The sequence below is a fragment of the Streptomyces sp. NBC_00670 genome (assembly GCF_036226765.1).
Classification (GTDB): domain Bacteria; phylum Actinomycetota; class Actinomycetes; order Streptomycetales; family Streptomycetaceae; genus Streptomyces.
On sequence record NZ_CP109017.1, the window covers coordinates 519,452 to 538,446 of the forward strand.

The following is an 18,995-nucleotide window of genomic DNA, read 5'->3' on the forward strand; positions in this document are numbered from 1 at the left end:
CCGGCGGAGCCGCTCCCGCCCGGCGCCGTCGTACTCGCACGACGGCCCCTGACGACGGAGGCGGACCATCATGATCCGACAGGACGCGCGGACCCACGCCACGGCCGGCACGGAGGTCCCGTCCGACACCGCGGTCGCCGTGGACCGGCTGGTCACGGCCGGTCTGAAGGCGCTCGCCGACTACGAGGGCCTGACGCAGGAGCAGGTCGACCACATCGTGAAGAAGGCCTCGGTCGCCGCCCTCGACCAGCACACCGCGCTGGCCCGCCTGGCCGTCGAGGAGACCGGACGCGGGGTCTTCGAGGACAAGGCCGCCAAGAACATGTTCGCGTGCGAGCACGTCACGCACAGCATGGGCCATATGAAGACCGTCGGGGTCATAGCCCGTGACGACATCGAGGACATGGTCGAGATCGCGGAGCCGGTGGGCGTGGTGGCCGCGGTCACCCCCGTGACCAACCCGACCTCCACGACGCTCTTCAAGGCGCTGATGGCGCTGAAGACCCGTAACCCCGTGGTGTTCGCCTTCCACCCTTCCGCCCAGCGGTGCAGCGCCGAAGCGGCGCGTGTCGTGCGGGACGCGGCCGTCGCCGCGGGCGCGCCGGAACACTGCGTGCAGTGGATCGAGCAGCCGTCGGTCGAGGCGACCACCGCGCTGATGCGGCACCCGGGTGTCTCGCTGATCCTCGCCACCGGCGGCAACGCCATGGTCAAGGCCGCCTACTCCGCCGGGAAACCCGCCCTGGGGGTCGGCGCGGGCAACGTCCCCGCCTACGTGCACCGCAGCGCCAAGCTGCGCCGGGCCGTCAACGACCTCGTCCTGTCCAAGTCGTTCGACAACGGCATGATCTGCGCCTCCGAGCAGGCCGTCATCCTCGACACCGGCATCTACGACGCGGCACTCGCCGAGTTCCGCAGCCTGCACGCCCACCTCGCCACCGCCGAGGAGAAGGCGAAGCTGGAGGCTTTCCTGTTCCCCGCCGCCGGTGGCCCAGGCGCCGGCTGCGAACCCAAGGTCAACGCCACCGCCGTCGGACGGAGCCCCGCATGGATCGCCGAGCAGGCCGGTTTCGCGGTCCCCGCCGGCACCTCGGTCATCCTGGTCGAAGCGGAACGGGTCGGTCCGGACGAGCCGTTGACGCGGGAGAAACTGTGCCCGGTGCTGGCCGTGCTGCGGTCTCGGGACGAGCGCCACGGTTTCGACCTGGCCACCGACATGGTCGCCTTCCACGGACAGGGGCACAGCGCCGTCATCCACACCGAGGACACCGCGCTGGCGGAGGCGTACGGCATGCGCATGAAGACCGTGCGGATCATCGTCAACGCTCCCTCCTCGCAAGGCGCCATCGGCGGCATCTACAACGGCCTGCTTCCCTCGCTGACGCTGGGCTGTGGTTCCTGGGGAAGCACCTCGGTGTCCAACAACGTCTCCGCCGCCCAACTGCTGAACGTCAAGCGGGTCTCCACCCGCCGCAACAATCTGCAGTGGTTCAAGGTGCCGCCGAAGATTTACTTCGAGCCGCAGGCCATCCGCTACCTGACCTCCATGCCGGACGTCCACCGCGTCACCGTCGTCACCGACGCGACGATGACCCGTCTGGGCTTCGTCGACCGGATCACCCGCGTCCTGCAACAGCGACGCGAACCGGTCACCCTCCAGATCATCGACAACGTCCGGCCCGAACCGAGCATCGACTCCGTGCAGGACGGCGCCCGTCTCATGCGGGACTTCCGGCCCGACACGATCATCGCGCTCGGCGGCGGCTCCCCGATGGACGCCGCCAAGGTGATGTGGCTGCTGTACGAGCAGCACGCCGCCGGCCACGAGATCGACTTCGCCGACATGCGGCAGAAGTTCTCCGACATCCGCAAACGCGCCTTCCGCTTCCCCACACCGGGCGCGCTCGCCCGCCTGGTCTGCGTGCCGACCACCTCCGGCACCGGCGCGGAGGTCACCCCGTTCGCCGTCATCTCCGACCCGGCCACCGGCAAGAAGTACCCGCTGGCCGACTACGCCCTCACCCCGAGCGTGGCCATCGTCGACCCGCTGCTCACCACCGCCCTGCCACCGTCGCTCGCCGCCGACAGCGGTTTCGACGCCCTGACCCATGCCATCGAGGCGTACGTCTCCGTCTACGCCAACGACTTCACCGACGGCCTCGCCCTGCATGCGATCCGGTTGGTCTTCGGCCATCTCGAGGCAGCGGTGAACGACCGCGACGGGGCGGCGGAGGCACGGGAGAAGATGCACAACGCCGGGACCATCGCGGGCATGGCCTTCGGCAACGCCTTCCTCGGCATCGTCCATGCCATGTCCCACACCCTCGGCGCGACCTTCCACGTGGCGCACGGCCGGACCAACGCGGTGCTGCTGCCGCACGTCGTCCGCTACAACGGCACCGTTCCCACGAAGCTGACCGGCTGGCCCAAGTACGAGACGTACCGGGCGCCCGAGCGCTTCCAGGACATCGCCCGCACCCTCGGCCTGCCCGCCGCCACCCCGGCCGAGGGCGTGGAGTCGCTCGCCCGTGCCGTGGAGCGCCTGCGGGAGGCCGTGGGCATCGAGCCGACGTTCCAGGCCCTCGGCATCAACGAGCGGACATACCTGGACGCCCTCCCCCAGCAGGCCCTCAACGCCTACGAGGACCAGTGCGCACCGGCCAACCCGCGCATGCCGATGCTGGAAGACATGCAGGAGCTGATGCGCGCCGCCTACTACGGCGGCTGAAGAGTGGGTGCCCGGGAGTCCGACGCGGCGGTCTCCCGGGCCCAGGACGCCGCCCCGGACGTCGCGCACGAACGGTTCGATGCCGCGTAAGGGGGGTGGACGGTCCGCACAGCGAACCGCCCACCCCCCGGCGACCGTCCTCGGACCGGTCGTTCACGCCTCGTCGGGCACGATCGCGACGGGGCAGGAGGAATGGTGAAGGACTCGGTGCGCCACCCTTCCCGGGCGGGGCCCAGGTGTGCCGGCCGACGGCGGTCGATCACCAGCAGACCGGCCTCCCTGGAGGCGTCGAGCAGGGCCCGGCCGGTCGGGCCCTCGACGGTTCGCCGGTGCAGTTCCACGTCCGCCGGGGCGTCGGCGAGGGCGGCCTCCAGCTGTCCGGTCGCCCGCTCCTGGTGCAGCCGCTCGGCCTCCCCCGCGAGCAGCGGGTGGTCGGCGGTGTCGTGCGAGGGGCACCGCCAGGCGCGTACCGCGGTGAGCGGGGCGTCGCGGCGCCGGGCCTCCTCGTAGACGAAGCGCTGTGCGGGCGTCGGCGTGTCGGCCGCGCCGACGACGGCGCCGGTGGGCCGTGGGCCGTCGTCGGCCGTGCCGTCGTGGCCGTCGCGCACCACGACGACCGGGCAGTCGGCATGGGCGGCCACGGCCAGGCCGACGGCACCGAGCAGCGCCCCGGCGAGGGCGCCCCGGCCGCGGCTGCCGACGACGACGGCGGCAGCTCCGCGGCTCTCGTGGCTCAGCACGTACTCGGGTTCCTCGGTCACGACCGCGGTCGTGACCGACAGGCCGCTCCGGCGGCGCGGGCCCGCGGCGCGGCGGCGCGCAGAACGGCCTCGCCGCTCCCACCCCCGGACGGGCCGCCGGTTGCGGAGGAGAGCGCGGGGCCCTCGTACCGCTCCCGCATGGAGGCATGCACGATCCGCAGCGGGACTTCCCGCGCAGCGGCCTCGTCGGCCGCCCGGTCGACGGCCCGCAGGCTGGAGTCGGACCCGTCGACGCCCACGACCAGGGGCAGGTTCACCCGTCTCATCCTCCCGCGCCGAGGTCGAAGACGATGCGGGCCTTGATGTCGCCGCGCAGGACCTCGTCGATGGACTCGTTGACCGCGGCGAGGGGCCGGGTCTCCTGGACGACCCTCGTCCGGCCGGCGGCGTGCAGCTGGAAGACCTCGGCGAGGTCCTGTCGGGTGCCGACGATGGAACCGATCACCGAAGTGCCGTTCAGCACCGTGTCGAAGATCGGTATCTCAAGGGTTCCGTGCGCGGGCAGGGCCACCATGACCAGCTTGCCACCGCGTCGGAGACCGGCGTTGACGGCCGCGAAGGCGGCGGGGTTCACCGCCAGGGCGAGCGCGGCGTGCGCGCCGCCGTACCGCTTCAGCTCGGCACCGACGTCCTGGGAGCGGGCGTCGATGACGACGTCCGCGCCCAGTTCCCGGGCGAGTTCGAGTTTGTCGTCGGTGACGTCGATCGCGGCGACGGTGGCGCCGGCGATCTTCGCGTACTGCACCGCCAGGTGCCCCAGTCCGCCCACCCCGGATACGGCGACGAGTTGGGCGGGGCCGACCCCCGCGACCTTCAGCGCCTTGTACGTCGTGACGCCCGCGCAGGTCAGCGGGGCGGCGTCGAAGGGGCTGACACCCTCGGGCACGGGCTGGGCGAAGTCAGCACGGGCAAGCATTTTCTCGGCGTAGCCGCCGTCGCAGCCGTAGCCGGTGTTGACCTGGCTCTCGCACAGCGTCTCCCAGCCGGAGAGGCAGTGCTCGCAGCGCCCGCAGGCACTCCCCAGCCACGGCACGGCGACGCGCTGTCCCACCGACAGGTGGGTGACGCCCTCGCCGAGTTCCTCCACCAGGCCGACGCCCTCGTGGCCGGGGACGAACGGCGGTGTCGGCCTGACCGGCCAGTCTCCGTGCGCGGCGTGGATGTCGGTGTGGCACAGCCCGGAGGCCTCGAGGCGGACGCGGACCTGTCCCGGACCGGGCTCGGGGTCGGGGCGCTCCTCGATGACCAGAGGTGCCCCGAATTCCTTCACGACCGCTGCCTTCATGGTTTGCTCTCCTTCTTGTCCGGGCCTGCCGCGTCGACCGGGCCGACCGGTCGGAGTGGTCGGAGTGGTTCAGTGGTGGGCGACGACGGCGACGGGGGCGGTGGCGTGGTGCATGACCGCGTGGGTGACGGCCCCGATGTGCACGCCGAACGGGCCGCGGCGGACCCGGCGGCCGACCACGACGAGCGAGGCGTCGTGGGAGGCGTCGATCAGGTGGCTCGCGGGGCTGCCGATGCGGGACAGTTCGGTCACCTCGACATCCGGGTACTTCTCCCGCCAGGAGAGGAGCGCCTCGGTGAGTGCGCCTGCCTGCGCGCGGGCGAGGTCCTCACGGGGGTCGTAGCCGCCGGCCATGGTGTAGGCGTAGGAGGACGGCAGGTTCCAGCCCTGGACGACGGTCAGCGTGGCCACGCGTCGCTGCGCCTCCTCGAAGGCGAAGGTGAGCAGTTCCTCATCGGGGCTGCTGGTGTCCAGGCCCAGCACCACGGGCCGGAAGGCGGTGGCCGCGGACGGGATGCCGACCGGGTCCTTGAGATGCTCGTCGACCGCCTGCTCACCTGCCCGGACCAGCACCACGGGCACGTCGGTACGGGCGACCACGGCCTGGCCGACGGATCCGACGAGGAAGCCGCCGATGCCGCTCAGCGCACGGGAGCCGAGCACGAGCAGCTCCGCCTCCCCGGCCAGGTCCGCAAGGATCTCGGCCGGATGGCCCCCGCGCTGCTCGGTGCTCACGTCGACACCGGGGTGGAGCAGTGCCAGTTCCTCGGCGGCCTGACGGGGAATCCGCTCGGTCCAGTGCTGATGCGTCTCGGCACCGAGGAGCGGCGCCTGCGCCATCGGCTCCGGCACCGGCTGCCACACGTGGACGAGCTTCACCGCCGCACCGCGCAGCGCGGCCTCACGGGCAGCCCATTGCGCCGCGGCACGGCTCTCGGGCGATCCGTCGAGTCCCACGGCGATCGTTCCGGGCATGGAGCCCACCTCCTGCGTGCTGTGTCCTGTGGTTCTGCGGTCTGCGCTTGGTCGCTCTTCACTGCATTTCAAGCATTTCGGGCGACGGCTCTCCGGGGCAGGGGCCGATGGTCCCCGTCGGGGACCCGGTGGACCCGGTCCCGGAGGAGGACCGGGGTCCCCTCGACGGACGGATGCGGTGGGCCCGTAGGAGGGCCCACCGCATCCGGGTGTTCAGCGCAGCCACGCGTGGTCGCGGACGTACGGGAGCCTGGCCCACAACCGTCCCAGGCCCAGGGCGTCGCCGGCGGAGACCGCCGCGAGGGCGATGAGCACCACCGCGTAGACGAGGTGGTAATCGGCGAACGGGTTGGTCGACATGCTCGGCGCGCCGTTGGACAGGTGCTGGGCGGGTGGCCACTCGGCCATCCACATCAGCGCCATCATCACGGTGCCCGCGAGCGCCGTCAGACGCAGCGCCACCCCGGCGATCAGGGCGAGACCGATACCGAGCAGGCCGAGCATGAACAACCAGTCCGCCCAGGCCGCTCCGGCCCAGGAGTGGAAGGTGGACTCCATCGGCCCGACGGCCACCGAGCCCAGGAATCCCTTGGTGGGCGAGCCACCGTCGATCCAGCCCTTGCCGGACGGGGTGGCGTAGCCGAGGCCGAAGGTCTTGTCGAGGAAGGCCCACAGGAAGACGAACCCCATCAGCACCCGGGTCGAGGCGAACACATAGGCCCGGACGGTGTGCGTGTCCGTGTGTGCCGACGCGGCGGACTCGGGGGCGGAGGTGGTCCGGTTCCTGCGCAGGGACGGCAGGTGGAAGCCGGCCTTCGGGTTCGTGTGCTGGTGGACGGCCATGGTGGTGGCTCCTTGGGTTGCTTCGGTGACGTTCCGTTCGTTACTGACACCACTCACTCTCCCGGCGTGTGCCGCACAGCGCAGGGTGCCGACCGTCCGTGGCGACGGGCTGAACGTCCCTTTCTGCGCGGGCCGTTCGGCGCTTCCGGCCGTCAGGGCCCCCAGGACGGAACGAGGAACGGCCCGTCCGTAATGCGGGGGGAGGGAGTCCAGCGGCGTACTTCGGAGGGGCGCGGAGCCGGCAGCGGCCGAAAGGGCCTGGCAGCACCCGCCGGATCCGTGGGCGACCGACCGGTTGCCGCGCACGACGTGGGCGGCCGAGTCCCGGAACCGCTCGGACACGAGGAGGGTGGCCGGGAGTCGCTGGAGGGCGGACGGCCCGTGTCCGTCGTCGCCGGGTCTCGGCCCCGACCCGGCTGCGGTGGGGCCGCAGTACGCCCTGGACCGGTTGCCGATGCGGGACTTCGCGGTGCACGGCGGCCGGCGGTACTGCCTGCCCGCCCCTGCGAAACGCATCCGGCGCTCGCGCTGTTGCGCACCGCGCACGACCAGCGTGCGGACCGGCTGTGCGCCGGGCAGGCGTGGGAGCGGGTCCTGCTGGTGGCGACCGCGCGGGGTACGCACGTCGCCGCTGCACCAGGCGCTGGAGTGGACCGACCTGTGCGGCGACCTTCACCGGGTTCCGGACGAGGGCCGCCGGGGGCACCCGCGGAGGGTGATCCGCCTCGGCCACGGCCCCGAGGGGCCCTCTCACCACGTCGCGGCGCCGCCGAGATCATCGACCTCGGCGGCTGACGGCCCGCGCCCCGGCTCGTGCCCATCGTGCTCTTGTCAGTCGTGCGGGACGACCGCCACCGGGGACGCGGCGTGGTGCAGCAGAGCCTGGGTGACCGGACCGATGTGCGTCCCGACGGCTGCCCGGCGGATCCGCCGGCCGACGACCACCAGTGCCGCGTCGTGGGAGGCGTCGACCAGGTGGTGGCCCGCGCCGCCGACGGTGACCTGGGTGGTCACCTCCAAGGCGGGGAACCTCTCCCGCCACGGCCGCAGCACGTCGGCCACTTCGCTCCGTACCTGCGTGGCCATGCCCTTGTTCAGGTCGGGCATGAGCGTGCCGCCGTAGTAGTAGGGCGGCAGCGCCCAGCCGTGGACGACCCGCAGCCGTGCCGCGTGCCGGGAGGCCTCGTCGAACGCGAAGCCGATCACCGCGTCGCAGGGCTGGTGCAGGTCGAGGCCGAGGACGACATCGCGGTGGTCGGCCGTCGGCCGGTCACCAGGGGGTTGGTCCGCCGGCTGTTCCGTCTCGTCGGGTTCGGGGGCCCGCACGAGGACCACGGGCCGCTCGGTGCCGGCGAGGACCGCGAGGGAGACGGAGCCGAGAAGGAACCCGGTGACCCTGCCGAGGCCCCGGGAGCCCAGGACCAGTAGTTGGGCATCCTCTGCGGCCTGCAGCAGGGCGGGGACGGGCAGTCCGGGGATCTCGTCGTCGAGGACGCGCAGACCGGGGTGACGGCGGGTGATCCGCGTCCGAGCCTCGTCCAGGAGCCGTTGCGCGTAGGCGCGTCGGAGATCCCGGGGCGGTGTCGGTGCGCCGAGTGCGCCCGTTGGCGCGTAGGCGGGCATCTGCCAGTCGGAGGCGCTCACCAGGCGCAGGGGCAGATCACGCAGGAGCGCCTCCCCGGCGGCCCAGTCCGCGGCGGCCAGGCTCTCCGGCGAGCCGTCGAGTCCGACGGTGAGGGTGCGGGTCATGAGGTACCTCCTTCGGGATGCTTCGAGTTTCCGCTCCGCGCGGCTGCGGCGGCAGGGCCACTGGTCCTGATTCGGCAGCCGACGGTCCTGTGCGGCGAGGGCGGTCACCGGCGCGGAGGCCGGGCCCCGGCGGGCGCCGGGGCCCTGGTACCGCGGTGTTCAGCCGCGCGGGAGCCGGTCGGCGACGTACTCGGTGAGGTCGAGCAGGCGGTTGGTGTAGCCCCACTCGTTGTCGTACCAGGCGAAGACCTTCACCAGTTCGCCGTGCACCTGCGTCAGCGGGGCGTCCAGTACGCACGAGGCGGCGTCGCCGACGACATCGCGCGAGACGATCGGGGCGTCCGAGACGCGCAGGATTCCCTTGAGCGGACCGTCCGCCGCCTCGCGGAAGGCCGCGTTGATCTCCTGGGCGCTCGTGGGGCGCCGCAGGGTCAGGCTCAGGTCGGTCAGTGAACCGTCCTCGACGGGAACGCGTACGGCGATGCCGTCCAGGGTTCCGGCCAGTCGGGGCAGCACCAGCCCGACGGCGCGGGCGGCACCGGTGCTGGTGGGGATGATGTTGACGGCGGCGCTGCGGCCCCGGCGCAGGTCCTTGTGCGGCCCGTCCAGGACCACTTGGTCGTTGGTGTATCCGTGAATGGTGGTCATGAGGCCCCTGACCAGACCGAAGTTCTCGTCGATCACCTTGACGACGGGAGCCACGCAGTTGGTGGTGCAGGAGGCGTTGGACACCACGTGGTGGCGGCCGGCGTCGTAGGTGCCCTCGTTGACACCCATGACCACGGTGGCGTCCACGTCCTTCCCCGGCACCGACAGCAGTACCTTGCGGGCCCCGGCCGTCAGATGCCGGCCGGCCTGTTCGCGGGTGCGGAAGCGGCCTGTCGCCTCGATGACGATGTCCACCCCGAGGTCGTCCCAGGCCAGTTCGGCGGGGTCGCGCTCGGCACTCACGGTGACGCGGTGGCCGTCCACGGTCAGGGACGTCCCGTCGTGCTCGACGGTACGGTTCAGCCGTCCGTACGTGGAGTCGTAGGCCAGCAGGTGCGCCAGCGTCTGCGCAGAGGTGAGGTCGTTGACCGCCACCAGGTCCACGGGAGTTCCGGTGCCTGCCTCCGCCCGCTCCAGCACACAGCGCAGGTAGTTGCGTCCGATCCGGCCGAAGCCGTTGATGCCCACGCGCACGCTCATGTCCCTCGCCCTCCCGGGGTGTCCGCCGTTGTCCGTGCGTCCAGACTGCGGGCATCGAGGCGGCCGGGGCTTGGGTCGTACGGTGCTGACCGGAGGGACGTTCGCCCCTGCCGGCCGGCCCGCGCCACCGCGCGGACGGCGTCCGGCGGTCAGTGGCCTCGCTGTCGCTGCCGGTCCTGTGCCTGGGTGGCGATGACGGCGGCCTGGACCCTTCGTTCGACGCCGAGCTTGGCGAGCAGGCGGGAGATGTGGTTCTTCACCGTCTTCTCGGCGAGGTAGAGCCGCTGCCCGATCTGGCGGTTCGTCAATCCCTCGCCGATGAGGGCCAGAATCTCCCGCTCCCGCGGGGTCAGCCCCGGCAGCCCCTCGTCTTCCTCGTCCTGCTCCTGGCCTCCGCGCAGCCGCGTCAGCAGCCTCGTGGTGGCGTTGGCGTCCAGCAGGGACTGGCCCGCGGCCACCGTACGCACGGCCGAGACGAGGTCGGAGCCCTGGATCTGCTTCAGCACGTATCCGGAGGCGCCCGCCATGATCGAGTCCAGCAGCGCCTCCTCGTCGTCGAACGAGGTCAGCATCAGACAGGCCAGTTCGGGCATGTTCGAGCGCAGTTCGCGGCACACGCTGACGCCGTCGCCGTCCGGCAGACGGACGTCGAGCACCGCGACGTGCGGGCGCAGCGCGGGTCCCCTGACCAGTGCCTGCTCGGCCGTGGCAGCCTCACCGACCACGCTGATGTCCGGTTCGTCGCTCAGCAGGTCGTGCACCCCTCGCCGTACGACCTCGTGGTCGTCCAGCAGGAAGACCCGGATGGGATCGCCGGTTCCGGGCCGCTCGCTGTCCGCCATGGCATGCTCCTTGTCCCGTGTGTGCGCCGGTGTCCGTTCCGGGCCCGGCCCGCCTGTCCTTCGGTCTCCGCCGCAGGGGCCGACGGGCACGAGGGCCTCGGCCCTGGCATCCTCGCGCATCCCCGCTGCCGACGGCTACCAGGAGGAAGACGGAGCGGCCGGCTACTGCGGGCTTCACTTCGGCCACCCTCGCGGATCGGTACCGGACGACGACCGCGCTGCCGTGGGCCGGCTCCTGTCGCCGTGGTATTCATCTCACGGAGCCAGGGAGAAGTAGTTCTCCTCTTCCTGGGTGAAATGCAGGCGCAGCACGGTGCTGAGGCCGTAGAGGCAGGAGCGCAGGTCGTCCAGCTGTTCCGGAGTCAGTCCGCCGTTGGCGCGGGCGAGTTCCACGTGGGTGGCGATGCGGTGGGACAAGCGCTCGATCTCTACATGGGCGCGGCTCATGGTGGCGGTGGCCTCGGGACCGCCGAGGGTTGAGGCGAGGGCCGGATAGAGCTGGTGTTCTTCGGCGTACTCGTGCGGCAGGAGCCGCTCGGTGAGCAGCCGGTGCGCCTCCTCTACGCCGGCGAGGGCCGTCGGATCGGGTGCGTCGGAGAGACGGTCGGCGGCGGCGCGCACCGATTGCAGGACGTCCTGCAGATCGTCGTGCTCGGCGGCGAAGCGGTGGATGAGTGCCTCGGTGCCGGGTGTGAGCGCCGGCCGCTCGGAGCGGTCGGCACGTACGGCCCGCAGGGCATTGAGAATGACGGCGACGTCGATGCCCTCCTGGAGCAGGGCGCCCGCGGCGGGCGGGATCAGACCGAAGGCGGCCCCGGCCATGGCGACCAGCGACAGCGACATGCCGCCCAGAGCGCTCTGCACGGCGATGCGCCGCGAGCGCTGGGCGATGGCGACGGCGTCGGCCAGGCGGTCGACGCGGTCGGTGGTGAGCACGACGTCCGCGGCCTCGGAGGAGGCCGTGGAACCACGGGCGCCCATGGCGACACCTACGTCCGCGGCAGCCAGGGCGGGTGCGTCGTTGACGCCGTCCCCCACCATGACCGTGACCGCGCGTTCGCGTTCGGAGCGCACGACCCCGACCTTGTCGGCGGGACCGAGTTCGGCGCGCACGCCGTCGAGCCCCAGAACGGCCGCGGCCTCCTGGGCGGGGGCCTCTCGGTCGCCCGTCAGCATCAGCAGTCGCTGAATACCTGCCGCCCGCAGTCGGCGCAGGGCGAGGGGAGCGTCATGACGCAGGGGATCACGCAGGAGGACGGCGCCGGTCAGATGCTCGTCGACAACGAGCCATGCGACGGTCGCCCCGTCGAGAAGGGCGCGGTGGTCCACCGCTCTCGCCCAAGACGAGCCGGCCCGGGCCGGAATGACGCGGCCTACGAAGACCCGGTGACCGTCGACGGTGCCGCTGATTCCCCGACCGGGCTCCTCGGTCACGTCCGCCGGCACCGACAGATTCAGTTCGCGCTCCCGCGCGGCGTCCACGAGGGCACGGGCCAGCACGTGGGGGGAATACTGGTCCAGTGAAGCCGCCGTCCGGAGAACCTGCGCCGGGACCTGACCGGGGGCGGCTGCGACGTCCAGCACGCTCGGACGGCCTCGGGTCAGGGTTCCTGTCTTGTCCAGCAGTACGGTGCGGGCCCGGCCGAGATTCTCCAAGGCGCCGCCGTCGCGGACGACCACGCCGCGGCGGGAGGCACGGGAGAGGCCGGAGACGACGGCGACCGGCGCCGCCAGCAGCAGCGGGCACGGGGTGGCGACCACGAGAACGGCGACCGCGCGCACCGCGGAGCCGCTGACCAGCCATGCCAGTGCCGCCACGACGAGGGTCAGCGGCAGGAACCAGGCGGCGTACTGGTCTGCCAGCCGCACGAGGGGCGCGGACTCCGCACCGGCCTGCTGCGCGAGCCGCACGATCCCGGCATAGGTGCTGTCCTGCTCGGTGGCGGTGGCACGCAGTTCGAAGGCGCCGCCGGCGTTGACCACGCCGCTGCGGACCCCGTCGCCACGGCGCCGCGCGATCTGAAGAGATTCACCCGTGAGCACCGACTCGTCGAGGACAGCTTCGGCACTCTCCACGCGGCCGTCGACCGGCACGGTCTCACCGGGACCGACGACCAGCAGGTCTCCGACGACGACGTCTTCCAGCGGCACCGTGGCCACCTCGCCGGCGGTTCGGCGGCGTGCCGAGCGCGGGGCGTGGGTCAGGAGGGCGTGCAGATCGTGGGAGGCGCGCCGTTGGGCGGCCTCCTCCAGGGTGCGGCCCGTGGCGAGCATGAGCGCGATCAAGGCGCCGGCCAGGAATTCGCCGATGGCCAGGGTGCCGCCCAGGGCGAGTACGGCGATCAGGTCGACGCCCGCACGCCCGTGTCGCAACGCGGCCAGGACCCACACCACTGCGGGGACGATGGCGGCCGCGGTACCCAGCTCCCAGAGGACGTCGGCGACGCCGACGGCGCCCAGAAGCCAGGACGTGAGGCCCACGACGAGAGCCGTGGCCGTCACGGCGAGGAGGGCAGGCTCGAGCCGGGGAGACGCGAGTGCCGATGCCGAGCGGCGCAGTCGTGCGACGACAAGGGAACGGTTCATGGGCACCTCGGTTCGTGCGTGGCGGCATGAAGCCGCCGTTTCCATCGAAACACGGTGCGCCGGACCATGGGCAGAGCCGTCCGGCCCACCCACCGGGCCGGACGGCTCTGCCCATGGTCCGGCGGGAGGAGTGCCGGCGAACACGAGGTCGCGTTTCAGTCCGGCTCCGGGCGAGGAGGACCGCTGGTGTCGACCGGGACGGCCCCGGACCCTGGCGGCCATGGCGTCGGCCACACCGATGTCGGCATCGGACGCGCCCGGGGCCCGGGTACCGAGGCCGACCGCTGCCACGTCCCGGGGAACATGGCAGTGCAGGGCGGTGAGAGCGACGCTGACGCGTTCGGCCGTACGGCGTGCCGCTTCACGGTGAGCCGGGTCGGTCCACGTGGGCTTTCCGGTGCCGGGCAGTCGACGAGGGTCAGGCCGACCGCCGGGGTACGCAGGTGGCGCAGAGCCGTGGCGATGAACCGCCGGGCCGCCCGCATGCCGGGGCGGGGACACCGGGGGCGCACCACATACCCCAGACGCGAGCGAAGAGACAGCCGAGACGTGAACCGACCCAGCGACATGGAGCACGGCGGAAGTTCACTGCGTCGGTCGCGCTTCCACAACAGGTCCTGACCGCCGGAGTGCGGAGGGGGAGCTGGTCGGGCCGCAGTGGCTGATGACCAGGTGCCCCTCTCCCGTCTACCCACAATCGTCGCCTGTGCTTGTTGAGCAGCGCCACGCGTATTCCGGTGGCCGGCAGGAGTGCCTTGCCCCTGGGATGCACTGCACTTGTGAGCGAGGTGCGGAACCTTGTTACGGCACCCGTGCCGTCCACTCCGGGTCGCTGAACTTGGTCGCGGCCAGGTGCTCCGCACGGGCCATCTCCTCGGGGGTGACCCGGCCGGACGTCAGGCCGTGGCGGGCGCGGAAGGAGGCGAGCATGCGGTCGATGACCGTCTCGCGCGGCAGGCCCGTCTGGCGGCGCAGCGGGTCCACACGCTTCTTCGCGCTGGTCGTGCCCTTGTCGGACATCTTCTCCTTGCCGATGCGCAGCACCTCCAGCATCTTGTCCGCGTCGATGTCGTAGCTCATCGTCACGTGATGCAGGACAGCGCCCGGCCCGCCGTCCGTGGCCACCATGCGCTTCTGCGCCGCGCCACCGATCTTGCCGACCTCGGTGGCGATGTCGTTCAGCGGCTGGTACCACGCCTTGATGCCCATGTCGCCGAGCGCGGCGATCACCCACTCGTCGAGGTACGCGTAGGACTCGGCGAACGACAGCCCCGAGACCAACGGGGCCGGCACCGACAGGGAATACGTGACGGTGTTGCCCACCTCCACGAACATGGCACCTCCACCGGAAATGCGTCGGACGACCGTCACACCATGCCGGGCGGCGCCCTCGGGGTCGACCTCGTTGCGCAGGGACTGGAAGCTGCCGATGATGACCGACGGTGCCGCCCACTCCCACACGCGCAGTGTGGGTGGGCGGCGGCCGGCGGCGACCTCGGCGGTCAGGACCTCGTCCAGGGCCATGTGGAGTGCCGGCGACTGCGGCTCGTCGCGGATGAGCTGCCACTCGTAGTCCGACCAGTCCGTCGCCCGCGCCAGGGCCCGGCGGACGGCGACCGCCACCCCCTCCGCCGTGATGCCGTACATCACCGTGCCCTCGGGCAGCCCGCCCTTCACGCGGGCGGCGAGGCCGGCCGCGTCGGTCTCGGCGGGGGCGCCCTCCAGGGCCGCGTCGATGGCGGGCAGCGCCTCGTCCGGTTCGAGGAAGAAGTCGCCCGCCACCCGTACGTTGCGCAGTGCGCCGTCGATCACGTCCAGGTCGACGACCACCAGCTTGCCGCCGGGGATCTTGTACTCGCCGTGCACCGTGCCCGCCTCCATCGCTGTCGCCTCGTCCAAGGCCAACGCTCACCAGGGCATTTTCCTTCCGCTGGAGTGGGCGGCGAACGGACCTCGTGGCACGTCACTCCGACACGGCAAAGGGCAGGGTTGCCGGGCTCAGCCGAAGTAGCCGTCGAAGGTCTTCTGGAACTCCCCGTCGGCGAACCGGTCCCAGTTGATCGACCACGTCATCAGGCCCCGCAGCGCCGGCCATGTCCCGTGGGTGGCGTACGAGCCGCAGTTGGTCTTCTTCGTCAGGCAGTCCAGGGTCTTCGTGACCTCGGCCGGGGGGACGTAGCCGTTGCCCGCGTTCGTGGAGGCCGGCATGCCGATCGCGACCTGGTCGGGGCGCAGCGGCGGGAAGACGTTGTTCGGGTCGCCGGCCACCGGGAAGCCGGTGAGCAGCATGTCGGTCATGGCGATGTGGAAGTCGGCTCCGCCCATGGAGTGGTACTGGTTGTCCAGGCCCATGATCGGGCCCGAGTTGTAGTCCTGGACGTGCAGCAGGGTCAGGTCGTCGCGCAGGGCGTGGATGACGGGGAGGTAGGCGCCGCAGCGCGGGTCCTGGCCGCCCCACTTGCCGGTGCCGTAGAACTGGTAGCCGTTCTGCACGAAGAACGTCTCCGGGGCCATCGTGAGGACGAACTCCGTCCCGTACTTCGCCTTCAGGGTCTTCAGGGCCGAGATCAGGTTCACGACCACGGGCGTGGTGGGGTTCTTGAAGTCGGTGTCGTTGGCGTCCAGCGACAGGGAGTGGCCCTCGAAGTCGACGTCCAGGCCGTCCAGGCCCCAGGTGTCGATGATCTTCGAGACGGAGGAGACGAAGGCGTCCCGGGCGGCCGTCGTGGTCAGCTGGACCTGGCCGTTCTGGCCGCCGATCGAGATCAGCACCTTCTTGCCGGCGGCCTGTTTGGCCTTGATCGCGGCCTTGAAGTCGGCGTCGCTCTCCGCGCCGGGGCACTGGGTGACCGGGCAGCGGTTGAAGCGGATGTCCCCGGAGGTGGCCGAGGTGGGCTCGCCGAAGGCCAGGTCGATGACGTCCCAGCTGTCGGGGACGTCGGCGAGGCGGGTGTAGCCGGCGCCGTTGGCGAAGCCGGCGTGCAGGTAGCCGACGAGGGCGTGGGTGGGCAGGTCGGAGGGGCCGTCACCGGTGCCGGCGCCGGTGGTGGCGGTGACGGCCGCGGACTTCGCGGACTCGCCGGCGGCGTTGACCGCGGTCACCTGGAAGCTGTACGCGGTCGAGGCCGCGAGGCCGGACACGGTCGCCGAGGTGCCGGTCACGGTCTGGATCCGGGTTCCGTCGCGGTGGATCGCGTAGCTCGTCGCGCCGGTCACCGCAGACCAGGACAGGCCGACGGAGGACGAGGTGACCGAGGTGGTCCGGAGGCCGGTGGGGGGAGCGGGCGGCCGGCCGGTTCCGCTGCCGCCGGGGCCGACGAGGGTGATGTCGTCGGCCTGGTAGGCGCCGGTGCCGTACCAGCCGTGGGTGTAGAGCGTGACCTCGGTGGTGGCGGGGCCGGTGCGGAAGGTGGTGCTCAGTTTCTGCCAGTCGGGGGCGGACTGGGTCCAGGCGGAGACGTCGGTGGTGCCGGTGCCGTTCGCGCCGAGGTAGACGTAGGAGCCGCGGACGTACCCGGACAGGGTGTACTGCGCGTCGGGCTGGACGGTCACCGTCTGGGTGCACGGGGCGTTGTCGCTGCCGGCCGGGGTGGCCCGCAACGCGGAACGTCCGCCGTGCACCGGTGAGTCGACGGTCGTGCCGGCCGTGCAGGTCCATCCGGTCAGGCCGGACTCGAAGCCGCCGTTGACCGCGACGTCCGCGTCGGCCGCACCGGCGGGCGACGAGAGCGCGGTGAGAGCGGGCACGGCCAGCAGGGCGGCCGTGAGCGCGGCGAGGACGGATCCGGTACGTCGGGCGCGGTCCACAAGGGCCTCCGGGGGAGGGAGAGTTGGAGGGGCGCAGCGCTCACAACTTGGTCCAGACCAATGCCGTTGTCAAGACGTCCGGGAGCTGCCCACGGCCCCGGCCCCCGGCCCTGGGCCCCGGGAGGCGGGCCCGTCACCGAACCGGGAAGGTTGTCGGTTCGGGGGGTGGAGGGCGGTGGGTGGCGGTGTGCAGGAGCTGGTCGAGGTGGCCCGGGCCCGAAGGGGGCACGACCCGGGGGGCGTCACGGTAACGGTGGGTCTCGGTCTGCCAGGCCTGGTAGCCGCTCATCCAGGCGGCCATGACACGGACGTAGGCGGCGACGTCGGCCTGTTCCCGCTCGGTGAGGGCGAGTTGCGCGCCGACGGTGGGGATCTGTGCGGCGAGGCGGTGGAAGCGCCGCACGCGCCGGTCCACTTCGCCGCGGGCAGCGGTGAGGGCTTCGCCGCGGGTGAGACGGCGGGCCCGTTCCAGGACGAAAACCAGGTTGTCCATGTCACCGCGGGCCTCCTCCTTCTCCAGGGAGTAGACGTCGTTGCACATCAGCGTGACGTCGATGGCGTCCCGGCGCATGAGGCGCAGCTCGGGACTGTGGAAGGCGGACGCGGGGACGGTGAGGCCGGCCGCGCGTTCCCCGAGGGAGAGGGGCAGGTCGGTGGCGGCGATGCCGCGCCGGACCTCGAGGTAGGTACCGAGGTCCGCCGGGGTACCGCGCAGGCGGCCCCGCGCCTCGTGGGCCTGCGCGGCGAAGTAGTACTCCCATTCGTGGGCGGTACGGGCGGTCCAGGCCGGGTGGGCGCCGTCGGTGCCGCGGGCCCGGATGTCGGCGAACGCCCTGGTGCAGGGGTCGGCGCCGGGCGGCGGCGGGGCACCGTGCGCGACGTCGATCAGCACCTGGCAGATGCGGGCGGTCTCGGCGGGGTCGCGGCCGAGGGGACCGTCGAACTGGTCGTCGAAGACGAAGAAGAAGCCCATCGCGTCCGCCAGCAGCTCCAGGGCCGGGCCCCGGGCGTGCGGGAAGCCGAGCGCGGCCAGGCGCGGCATGTCCCAGGAGACGTACCAGGCCAACGACCGGTCGTCGACGGCCAGGCCGGTGCGGCGCACCCAGTCCAGGTGGTGCCGGCGGGCACCGTCGAGGTCGGGGCTGATCCGCGCGGCGGGGAGGTCGAAGGTCATGTCCTGGGGCACGGGACCCTCCCGGAGCCGTGGCGGGCGGCACGGGGCGGGCGGGCGCGCGTCATGCGCGGTCGGCCGGCGTCGTGAGGTCGAGGACGGGCGTCCCGGCCACCCCGGCACCCAGCCGGGCGAGGGAGAAGCCCATGGACTCGCTGACGCTCGCCGGGGTGCTGAACGTCCCGGTGTCGCTGATCCGCGCGAAGCCGTCCCGGACCGCCTCCGGTGTGGGGTCGTGCGTCCACACGACGCCTTCGGTGGCGCCCAGGAAGATCCGTGCGGTGCGGCGGCCGGCCGCGTGCACGAGGTGTCCGGTGCAGGGGGCGCCCTCGTGGGCCAGCAGGGCCACCACCGGGGCGACGTGCCGGGCGGGGAACAGGTCGGTCAGCAGCGCGCTCGTGCCTGCGTCGTCCCGGACCGCCTCCAGGGACATGCGGGTCGCGGCGACGGGTACGACCGCGTTGACCTTGATGCCGTGGGCGGCGCCTTCCGCTGCCACCGCGGTGGTCAGGCCGAGCACGGCGCCTTTTCCCGCGGCGTACGCGCTGAGCCCGGTGTCGCCGAACAGGGCGTCCGAGCAGGTGTTGACGATCCGCCCGTACCCGGCGGCGGTCATGTGCGGCCACACCGCCCGCAGCATGTGCAGTGTCCCGCCCGCATGCGTGTCCAGCACCCGCCGGCATTCGTCGTCGGTGAGCTCGGTCAGCGGGCGCAGGATGGAGATGCCCGCGTTGTTGACCAGGGCGTCCAGCCGCCCGAACCGCTCCAGCGCGGCCGCGGTGAGGGCCCGCGCGCCGGTCGCGGTGGCCACGTCGTGCCCGTCCGCCAGCGCCTGCCCGCCCGCCGCCCGGATCTCCCGCGCCACGTCCTGTGCGGGCACGGGGGACGTGCCGTGTCCGTCGGTCGCGGTCCCCACGTCGTTGACCACGACCTGCGCGCCGCGCGCCGCCAGGAGCAGCGCGTACTCCCGGCCCAGTCCCCTGCCCGCGCCGGTCACCACGATCACGCGGCCGTCGAAACGGACCTCGTCGCACCCCTCGTCCACCGGAACCACCCAGCC

At 72.3% G+C, this 18,995-nt stretch carries 12 protein-coding genes and 1 pseudogene; 1 reads left to right on the forward strand and 12 read right to left on the reverse strand.

Going from position 1 to position 18,995, the window contains the following annotated elements; genetic code table 11:
* Window positions 1-70: 70 nt before the first annotated feature.
* Entirely contained in the window at window positions 71-2,728 is a 2,658-nt protein-coding gene (adhE, locus tag OIE12_RS02200; protein WP_329131091.1) for a bifunctional acetaldehyde-CoA/alcohol dehydrogenase, read from the forward strand.
* Between the two features lie 153 nt (window positions 2,729-2,881).
* Here the strand turns inward: adhE and OIE12_RS02205 are convergent.
* The 12 genes and pseudogenes from OIE12_RS02205 to OIE12_RS02260 form a co-directional block, all read right to left on the reverse strand.
* Window positions 2,882-3,746: pseudogene (locus OIE12_RS02205) on the reverse strand (universal stress protein).
* A 5-nt stretch (window positions 3,747-3,751) separates the two neighbouring features.
* Window positions 3,752-4,774, reverse strand: a complete 1,023-nt coding sequence (locus OIE12_RS02210) for a zinc-dependent alcohol dehydrogenase (RefSeq protein ID WP_329131093.1) — start codon at window positions 4,772-4,774, stop codon at window positions 3,752-3,754.
* A 69-nt stretch (window positions 4,775-4,843) separates the two neighbouring features.
* Window positions 4,844-5,749: a universal stress protein gene (locus OIE12_RS02215; protein WP_329131095.1), complete on the reverse strand. Its 906-nt coding sequence runs from the start codon at window positions 5,747-5,749 to the stop codon at window positions 4,844-4,846.
* A 213-nt stretch (window positions 5,750-5,962) separates the two neighbouring features.
* Window positions 5,963-6,592, reverse strand: coding sequence for a hypothetical protein (locus OIE12_RS02220; protein WP_329131097.1), 630 nt, complete (start codon window positions 6,590-6,592; stop codon window positions 5,963-5,965).
* Between the two features lie 831 nt (window positions 6,593-7,423).
* Window positions 7,424-8,341 carry a universal stress protein gene (locus tag OIE12_RS02225; protein ID WP_329131099.1) on the reverse strand — a complete coding sequence of 306 codons (918 nt, stop codon included), beginning with the start codon at window positions 8,339-8,341 and terminating at the stop codon, window positions 7,424-7,426.
* Window positions 8,342-8,500: 159 nt separating this feature from the next.
* Window positions 8,501-9,529: a type I glyceraldehyde-3-phosphate dehydrogenase gene (gene gap, locus OIE12_RS02230; RefSeq protein ID WP_329131101.1), complete on the reverse strand. Its 1,029-nt coding sequence runs from the start codon at window positions 9,527-9,529 to the stop codon at window positions 8,501-8,503.
* 149 nt (window positions 9,530-9,678) lie between these two features.
* On the reverse strand, window positions 9,679-10,371 hold the full coding sequence (locus OIE12_RS02235) for a response regulator transcription factor (protein WP_329131103.1): 693 nt from the start codon (window positions 10,369-10,371) through the stop codon (window positions 9,679-9,681).
* Window positions 10,372-10,626: 255 nt separating this feature from the next.
* Window positions 10,627-12,957, reverse strand: a complete 2,331-nt coding sequence (locus OIE12_RS02240; RefSeq protein WP_329131105.1) for a heavy metal translocating P-type ATPase — start codon at window positions 12,955-12,957, stop codon at window positions 10,627-10,629.
* Between the two features lie 801 nt (window positions 12,958-13,758).
* Window positions 13,759-14,823 carry a lipoate--protein ligase family protein gene (locus tag OIE12_RS02245; protein WP_329141702.1) on the reverse strand — a complete coding sequence of 355 codons (1,065 nt, stop codon included), beginning with the start codon at window positions 14,821-14,823 and terminating at the stop codon, window positions 13,759-13,761.
* A 132-nt stretch (window positions 14,824-14,955) separates the two neighbouring features.
* Window positions 14,956-16,764 (reverse strand): chitinase, encoded by a 1,809-nt coding sequence (locus tag OIE12_RS02250; protein WP_329131106.1) that lies wholly within the window; start codon window positions 16,762-16,764, stop codon window positions 14,956-14,958.
* Between the two features lie 133 nt (window positions 16,765-16,897).
* On the reverse strand, window positions 16,898-17,950 hold the full coding sequence (locus OIE12_RS02255) for a terpene synthase family protein (RefSeq protein ID WP_329131108.1): 1,053 nt from the start codon (window positions 17,948-17,950) through the stop codon (window positions 16,898-16,900).
* Between the two features lie 49 nt (window positions 17,951-17,999).
* Window positions 18,000-18,989: an SDR family NAD(P)-dependent oxidoreductase gene (locus OIE12_RS02260; protein ID WP_329131110.1), complete on the reverse strand. Its 990-nt coding sequence runs from the start codon at window positions 18,987-18,989 to the stop codon at window positions 18,000-18,002.
* Window positions 18,990-18,995 lie beyond the last annotated feature (6 nt).

Bases quoted from the DNA above. Each gene is read 5' to 3' on its own strand.
- OIE12_RS02215 (WP_329131095.1), bottom strand. From the start codon at position 5,749: ATGCCCGGAACGATCGCCGTGGGACTCGACGGATCGCCCGAGAGCCGT.
- adhE (WP_329131091.1), top strand. From the start codon at position 71: ATGATCCGACAGGACGCGCGGACCCACGCCACGGCCGGCACGGAGGTC.
- OIE12_RS02210 (WP_329131093.1), bottom strand. From the start codon at position 4,774: ATGAAGGCAGCGGTCGTGAAGGAATTCGGGGCACCTCTGGTCATCGAG.
- OIE12_RS02220 (WP_329131097.1), bottom strand. From the start codon at position 6,592: ATGGCCGTCCACCAGCACACGAACCCGAAGGCCGGCTTCCACCTGCCG.
- OIE12_RS02240 (WP_329131105.1), bottom strand. From the start codon at position 12,957: ATGAACCGTTCCCTTGTCGTCGCACGACTGCGCCGCTCGGCATCGGCA.
- gap (WP_329131101.1), bottom strand. From the start codon at position 9,529: ATGAGCGTGCGCGTGGGCATCAACGGCTTCGGCCGGATCGGACGCAAC.
- OIE12_RS02235 (WP_329131103.1), bottom strand. From the start codon at position 10,371: ATGGCGGACAGCGAGCGGCCCGGAACCGGCGATCCCATCCGGGTCTTC.
- OIE12_RS02225 (WP_329131099.1), bottom strand. From the start codon at position 8,341: ATGACCCGCACCCTCACCGTCGGACTCGACGGCTCGCCGGAGAGCCTG.